This is a genomic window from Actinomadura sp. GC306, assembly GCF_004348665.1.
Lineage (GTDB): Bacteria > Actinomycetota > Actinomycetes > Streptosporangiales > Streptosporangiaceae > Spirillospora.
Genome location: NZ_SMKM01000066.1, coordinates 20,675 through 27,137, shown reverse-complemented (window position 1 = coordinate 27,137; position 6,463 = coordinate 20,675). Strand labels below are relative to the sequence as shown.

Genomic DNA, 6,463 nt, shown 5'->3' with positions numbered 1-6,463 from the left:
CCGGGGGCCCCGCGCGGGGGTGGCGCGGGGCCCCGGGTGGCTGGGCGTCCGGGCTACAGGCCCGGGCGGACGCCGCCGTTGAAGTTGCGCTTGTAGTAGGAGTTCAGCTTGATCTTCTTGACCTTGGACCGCGAGTTGGGCGCGTGGATCATGTAGCCGTGGCCGGCGTAGATGCCCACGTGGGTCCGGCCGCCGTAGAAGAACAGCAGGTCGCCCTTGACGGCTCCCTTCCAGGAGACCTTCTTCTTGACCGCACGGTAGATCTGCTGGCTGGTGCGGGGGAGCTTCACGCCGGCCTTGCGCCAGGCGCCGCCGGCCAGGCCGGAGCAGTCCCAGGAGCCCGGGCCCGTCCCGCCGTAGCGGTACGGGTCGCCGATCTGCTTGGCGGCGTACTTCACGGCGTAGGCCGCGCGCTTCTTCTGCTTGGCGGAGCGGGACGCGGCCGACTGAGCGGCCGACTTGGCGGCCGGGGCCTGCGCCGGCGCGGCCCCTTGGGGGGCCGTCGCCGCCTCGGCGGGGGCGGCGGTGAGAAGGGACGCCCCCAGCGCGGTGGTGACGGCCAGGCCGGCCGTGGTGACGCCGGTCTTCGGGGAGATTCGAGGGGTATGCAGAATGACTCCAGAGTTCGCGGTCGATGCCTCCCGGGCAGCCGTCGTCCACCGGGTGTCGCTCGGGGATTCGGGTTGCCGCGGCCGCGCGGCTCCACGACGTCGTGAACAGGGACGAAGGGAAAACACGGCCGCTTCCGGTCCCGCGCCTCTCGGCGGCGCGGATTCGGCGTCCGACGACGGCTTTCGGTGCGGGGCCCAGGGGGGCGACCTCGGGGGTCGGCGCCGGCCGTTCGCAGCTGGCCGGGCGCGCCGCGGCCGCTCGTCGGAGTGCGTGTTCTGTTATCTGGGCGGCCTCAAGTGCCGCATGAACCAAGCGAGAAACTAGGCAGATACCGGCGAACAAGGCAAATCCCCCGCACCATTTCCAGGGCGCCGATCAATGCGGCGGGGACGGTCGCCCCCACCTTGGCCTGCGCCGATTCCGTGTCCGATTCGTGATCTGTGAACCGAGTCACGTAGCCATGCTCAGGCCCTCGTCGGCACCGCCGAAGAAGAACGCGCATCTGTGGATAACTGGCGGCCCCGGTATGGCGTAAATCACAAAATGCATAAAAGGGGCAAAGATCATCCGGCTGCGTCCGGCGTGCCGCGCGGGCGTCACCGGTGCCGGATTAAGGGCGGGTGGAATGCCGGATTCGGTCAGTCCCGGGGGTTGACGGGAACGCCCGCGCCGCCTGTCATCCGAAGAACGTTCATGTCCGGTCTCCGGAGGGAGCCCCGTGTTCGGCAGGCTCGGCAGAGTACGCCCCGTCCACGTCGTCTCGACGCTTGCACTCTCGCTCGCGCTCGTGCTCACCGCCGCGTCCCCGTCCGCCGCGGAGGGCAAGCCCACGACGGTGAAGTTCCCGCCCGGTTTCCTCTGGGGCGTCTCCATGTCCGGCTTCCAGAGCGAGGGGTCCTTCCCCGACAGCAACTGGACGAGGTACGCCCAGGACCCGGACGCTGTGGAGCACCCCTACGGCGATTCCGTCGACTTCCGCAACCGCTACCCGGATGACCTGAACCTGGCCAAGGGCCTGGGCGTGGGTGTCTTCCGCACGTCCATCGAGTGGGCCCGCGTCGAGCCCCGCCGCGGATACCGGGACCCGGACGCGCTCGCCTACTACGACGACCTCATCCGCCAGATCAGGGCCAAGGGGATGCGGCCGATGCTCACCCTCGACCACTGGGTGTACCCCGGCTGGGTGGCCGACCAGGGCGCTTGGGACAACCCGCGCACGCAGCAGGACTGGCTGCGCCACGCCGAGTTCATCGTCGACCGCTACAAGGACCAGGACGTCCTCTGGATCACGTTCAACGAGGCCAGCTCCTACATCTACCGGGAGCTGACCTACCGTCCGATGAACCTCATGCAGATGCTGACCATGCGCGACGCCCTCATCAAGACGCACCGCGCCGCCTACGACATGATTCACAGGGTCGATCCGGGCGCGATGGTGTCGAGCAACGTCGCCTACGGCTCGGCGCTTAACGGCATCTTCGACGCGGCCCTGTTCAACGACGTCACCGACAAGCTCGACTTCATCGGCATCGACTACTACTACGGCGCGAACCTGCAGAACCTCACGGCCGTGCACTCCCTCAGCGGGGAGTTCTGGAAGATCGATCCCGAGCCGGAGGGGCTGTACTACGTCCTGAAGAACTACCAGCGGAGACTGCCCCACCTACCGGTCTACATCGTCGAACACGGTATGCCGACCGACGACGGCAAGCCCCGCCCAGACGGCTACACGCGCACGGACCACCTACGTGACCACATGTACTGGATCCAGCGCGCGATGGCCGAAGGCGTGAAGATGATGGGCTACAACCACTGGAGCCTCACGGACAACTACGAGTGGGGCAGCTACCGCGCGCGCTTCGGCCTCTACACGGTGGACGTGCGGACCGACCCGTCCCTGACGCGCCGCCCGACCGACGGCGTCGCCACCTACCGCTCCATCATCGCGAACCGGGGCGTGCCCGCCGGCTACGTCCCGGTGCGCAAGCCCGGCTGGTGCTCCATCGAGGACCCCATCGCCACCTGCTTCGGCACAACCCCGACCCCGCCCGCCGAATACGCCCTCCCACACTGACACCAACGTGCGTGCTGGTGCCGGTGGGGCGTGGTGGTGTCGCCGGGTGCTCTGTCCTGGCGGGGCGTTACGCGGTGCGGAGTAGGTCTAGGACGGACTGTTCTACGGGGCCCTGGGTGGCCAGTTCGCCTTGTGCGGTTTCCACGCCTAGTTTGCCGAGGGCGGGGGCTATTGTTCGGCCGTTCTCGTACAGGTCGATGATGCGGGGGTCGATGTAGGAGGCGCGGGCCACGGCCGGGGTGTTGCCGAGGTAGGCGGAGACCTCCTTGACCACCCGGACGACGGCGCGCTTACGGGCCGTGTCGCTGTCGCCGGCGCGGACCGACACGGCGAGGCCGACCGCCGCGAGAACCGTGGCGTGCCAGGTGCGGAAGTCCTTGGCGCTGAAGTCGCCTGCGGTGACCTCCCGGATGTAGGCGTTGATGTCACCGGTGGTGACGTCGTGCCAGGCGCCGCCGGGGAGGCGGTAGGCGAGGAGTTCGGGGGAGTCGTCGCGGCGGCGCTTGAGCCCGCTGACGACCTTGCAGACGTCCTCCTCCGCGACCGACCGGAACAGGTCCTTGGAGTTCTTGGCCGGGTACTCGAAGGTGACCTCGCCGCGCCCGCAGGAGACGTGCTCCCGCAGGACGGTGGCCAGCCCGAACGTGCCGTTCTCGGCGGCGTACGCCTCCCCGCCGATGCGGAAGAAGCCGAGGTCGATGAGGCGGACGGCGGCGGCGAGGACCCGCTCCCGGCTGAACCCCCGCCCGGCGAGGTGCTCGGCGAGCGTGCCACGCACCTTGGGCAGCCGCTCGGCCAGGTCTAGGACGTGCTCGTGCTTCTCACGGTCGCGCTGTTCCCGCCATGCCTCGTGGTAGAGGTACTGGCGCCGTCCGGCCGCGTCGGTGCCGAGTGCCTGGATGTGGCCGTCCGCGTCTGGGCAGATCCATACGTCCGTCCAGGCGGGCGGGATGACGAGCGACCGGATGCGTTCCTTCTCGGCGGGGTCGTCCAGGGGGCGGCCGTCCAGCCCGAGGTACATGAAGCCCTTGCCGCACTTCCGCCGCCCGTAGCCGGGTTCGCCCGGGTCGCTGCGACGCAGTTCCCTCATCCCGGGTGGATCTCCCCGCCGGCGGGCACGAGCGTCTGCCCGGTGTAGTAGGACGACTGGCGGTTGGACGCGAAGAACACGTAGGACGGGGCGATCTCGTCGGGGTCGGCGGCACGGCCCATCGGCGCCTGCTGCCCGAAGCCCTCGACCCGTTCTGCGTCGAACGTGGCGGGGATGAGAGGCGTCCAGACCGGGCCGGGGGCGACGACGTTGACGCGGATCTCGCGCTCCATGAGGCTCTGGGCGAGGCACTCCGCGAGGGTCATCGCGGCGGCCTTGCTGGCGGAGTAGTCGATGAGCGTCTTGTTGCCGCGCAGGCCGTTGATCGAGCCGGTGATGATGATGGACGACCCGGGCCCCAGGTGGTCGAGGGCCTGCTGGACGGTCCAGAACAGCGAGAACACGTTCACGTCGAACGTCCGGCGCAGCTGCGCGTCGTCGATCTCGCGGACGTCCTTCACGGGCGTCTGCGTCCCGTGATGCAGGACGAGCACGTCCAGTCCGCCGAGGTCGCGCACGGCGTGCTCGACCACCTCGCGGCTGTGCCGCTCCTCGCCCAGGTCGCCGCCGAAGGTGAAGCAGCGCCGCCCGGCGGCCTCGACGAGGCCGGCGGTGTGCCGGGCGTCCTCGTCCTCCTCCAGGTACGTGATGGCGACGTCGGCGCCCTCCTTGGCGAACGCGACCGCGGTGGCGCGCCCGATGCCGGAGTCGCCGCCGGTGATCAGGGCGCGGCGGCCCTCCAGCAGCCCGCCTCCGGTGTAGTCGCGCATCTCGTCGCGGGGTTCGGGTGTCATGTCCCCGGTCCGCCCGGGGTATGGCTGGCTTTGTGCCGGTCGCTCGCTCATGCCCTCGCCTCCCGTGGGAGCGCCACGTCCCGGTTCGCTTGGCGCATGGAACGCGGGTGCCCGGAGCGTGTGGGGGCAAACGTCCCCCTATTGTGACCAGTGGGTAACTCGTGCCTCCGTGATCGGCAGGGGTGTGAGCGGAGCGCGCGGTGACTTCTGGGTAACATCATCCCGAACCACATTCGGTCCCTGACGTAAGGTGCTGCTTATGGACCTGAACGGAGTTTCCGCCGTCGTATCCGGTGGCGCGAGCGGTCTCGGTGAGGCCACCGTCCGCGCGCTGGCCGCCGACGGCGCCAAGGTGGTCATCGCCGACCTGAACGAGGACAAGGGCAAGGCCCTCGCCGACGAGGTCGGCGGCGTCTTCGTCAAGACGGACGTGTCGGACGAGGCGCAGGTGCAGGCCGCCGTCCAGGCCGCCGTCGACACCGGCAACCCGCTGCGCGTGATCGTCAACAGCGCCGGCATCGGCTGGGCGTCGCGGACCGTGAACCGCGACGGCACCCCGCACGACCTCGCGTCCTACGAGACGGTCATCCGGGTCAACCTCATCGGCACCTTCAACCTGATGCGGATCGGCGCGGCCGCGATCTCCAAGACCGAGCCGGCGGACGCGGACGGCGCCCGCGGCGTGGTGATCAACACCGCCTCCATCGCCGGCCTGGAGGGGCAGACGGGGCAGCTCGCCTACTCCGCGTCCAAGGGCGGCATCATCGGCATGACGCTGCCGGCCGCCCGCGACCTCGCCGCCATCGGCGTCCGGGTCAACACCGTCTGCCCGGGGATCATCGACACCCCGATCTACGGCGAGGGCGAGGCCGCGGACGCGTTCAAGGCCAAGCTCGCCGCGCCGGTGCCGTTCCCGAAGCGGATGGGCAAGGCGTCGGAGTTCGCGCACCTGGTCAAGTCCCTGATCGAGAACGACTACATGAACGGCGAGACCATCCGCTTCGACGGCGGTATCCGCTTCCAGCCGAAGTGAGGCCCTGAATGTCCGACGCTGTTCTGACCGAAGAGGACGGTGCCGTCCTCGTCATCACCATCAACCGTCCCGAGGCCCGCAACGCGGTCAACGGCGACGTGGCGCGCGGGATCGCGGCGGCCGTCGAGGAGCTGGACTCCCGCAAGGACCTGTCCATCGGCATCCTCACCGGCGCCGGCGGGACGTTCTGCTCCGGCATGGACCTCAAGGGCTTCCTCACCGGCGACAACCCCATCGTCGAGGGACGCGGGTTCGCCGGGATCACCCAGCGGCCCCCGGCCAAGCCGATGATCGCGGCCGTCGAGGGCTACGCGCTCGCCGGCGGCTGCGAGGTCGCGCTGTCGTGCGACATGGTCGTCGCGGCGCGGGACGCCAACTTCGGGCTGCCCGAGCCGAAGCGCGGCCTGGTCGCGGGCGCGGGCGGGCTGCTGCGGCTGCCGAACCGCATCCCGTTCCACATCGCCATGGAGATCGCCCTGACCGGCGACAAGTACTCGGCGGAGCGGATGGCCGAGCTCGGGTTCGTCAACCGGCTCACCGAGTCGGGCGGCGCGCTCGCGGCCGCCAAGGAGCTGGCGCTGAAGGTCGCCGAGAACGCGCCGCTGGCGCTCGCGGCGACCAAGCGGATCATCGTCGAGTCCACGGACTGGACGTCGGCGGACCAGTGGGAGAAGCAGCAGGAGATCACGCTGCCGGTGTTCTCGTCGAAGGACGCCCAGGAGGGCCCCGCGGCGTTCGCCGAGAAGCGCAAGCCGAACTGGAAGGGCGAGTAGCCCGACCCGGCGTTCAGCACGCACAGGGCGCCCGGAACCGACTGGTTCCGGGCGTCTTGTCGTATGTGGCGCATGTGCCTGGTGAGT

At 69.7% G+C, this 6,463-nt stretch carries 6 protein-coding genes; 3 read left to right on the top strand and 3 right to left on the bottom strand.

What is annotated here, in order from left to right; all coding sequences use genetic code 11:
• Nucleotides 1–53 precede the first annotated feature (53 nt).
• Nucleotides 54–737: a C40 family peptidase gene (locus tag E1200_RS12515; protein WP_243708510.1), complete on the bottom strand. Its 684-nt coding sequence runs from the start codon at nt 735–737 to the stop codon at nt 54–56.
• Between the two features lie 593 nt (nt 738–1,330).
• Here E1200_RS12515 and E1200_RS12510 point away from each other — a divergent pair.
• The gene (locus E1200_RS12510) at nt 1,331–2,686 is read left to right on the top strand and encodes a family 1 glycosylhydrolase (RefSeq protein WP_131952031.1); all 1,356 of its coding nucleotides are present in this window, start codon (nt 1,331–1,333) and stop codon (nt 2,684–2,686) included.
• Nucleotides 2,687–2,753: 67 nt separating this feature from the next.
• Here the strand turns inward: E1200_RS12510 and E1200_RS12505 are convergent, their stop codons facing one another.
• Nucleotides 2,754–3,776, bottom strand: coding sequence for a DNA topoisomerase IB (locus tag E1200_RS12505; protein WP_131952030.1), 1,023 nt, complete (start codon nt 3,774–3,776; stop codon nt 2,754–2,756).
• A complete protein-coding gene (locus E1200_RS12500; protein ID WP_131952029.1) occupies nt 3,773–4,621 on the bottom strand; it encodes an SDR family oxidoreductase in 849 nt (282 codons plus the stop codon). Before E1200_RS12500 ends, E1200_RS12505 begins: the two co-directional genes overlap by 4 nt.
• A gap of 208 nt (nt 4,622–4,829) precedes the next feature.
• On the opposite strand from E1200_RS12500, the gene E1200_RS12495 reads away from it, so the two are divergent.
• Both E1200_RS12495 and E1200_RS12490 read left to right on the top strand, forming a co-directional pair.
• Nucleotides 4,830–5,603 (top strand): SDR family NAD(P)-dependent oxidoreductase, encoded by a 774-nt coding sequence (locus tag E1200_RS12495; protein ID WP_131952028.1) that lies wholly within the window; start codon nt 4,830–4,832, stop codon nt 5,601–5,603.
• 8 nt (nt 5,604–5,611) lie between these two features.
• Nucleotides 5,612–6,376 (top strand): crotonase/enoyl-CoA hydratase family protein, encoded by a 765-nt coding sequence (locus E1200_RS12490; RefSeq protein ID WP_131952027.1) that lies wholly within the window; start codon nt 5,612–5,614, stop codon nt 6,374–6,376.
• Nucleotides 6,377–6,463: the final 87 nt, after the last annotated feature.

Coding starts and splice junctions, on each gene's coding strand:
- E1200_RS12505 (WP_131952030.1), bottom strand. CDS start 3,776: ATGAGGGAACTGCGTCGCAGCGACCCGGGCGAACCCGGCTACGGGCGG.
- E1200_RS12500 (WP_131952029.1), bottom strand. CDS start 4,621: ATGAGCGAGCGACCGGCACAAAGCCAGCCATACCCCGGGCGGACCGGG.
- E1200_RS12495 (WP_131952028.1), top strand. CDS start 4,830: ATGGACCTGAACGGAGTTTCCGCCGTCGTATCCGGTGGCGCGAGCGGT.
- E1200_RS12490 (WP_131952027.1), top strand. CDS start 5,612: ATGTCCGACGCTGTTCTGACCGAAGAGGACGGTGCCGTCCTCGTCATC.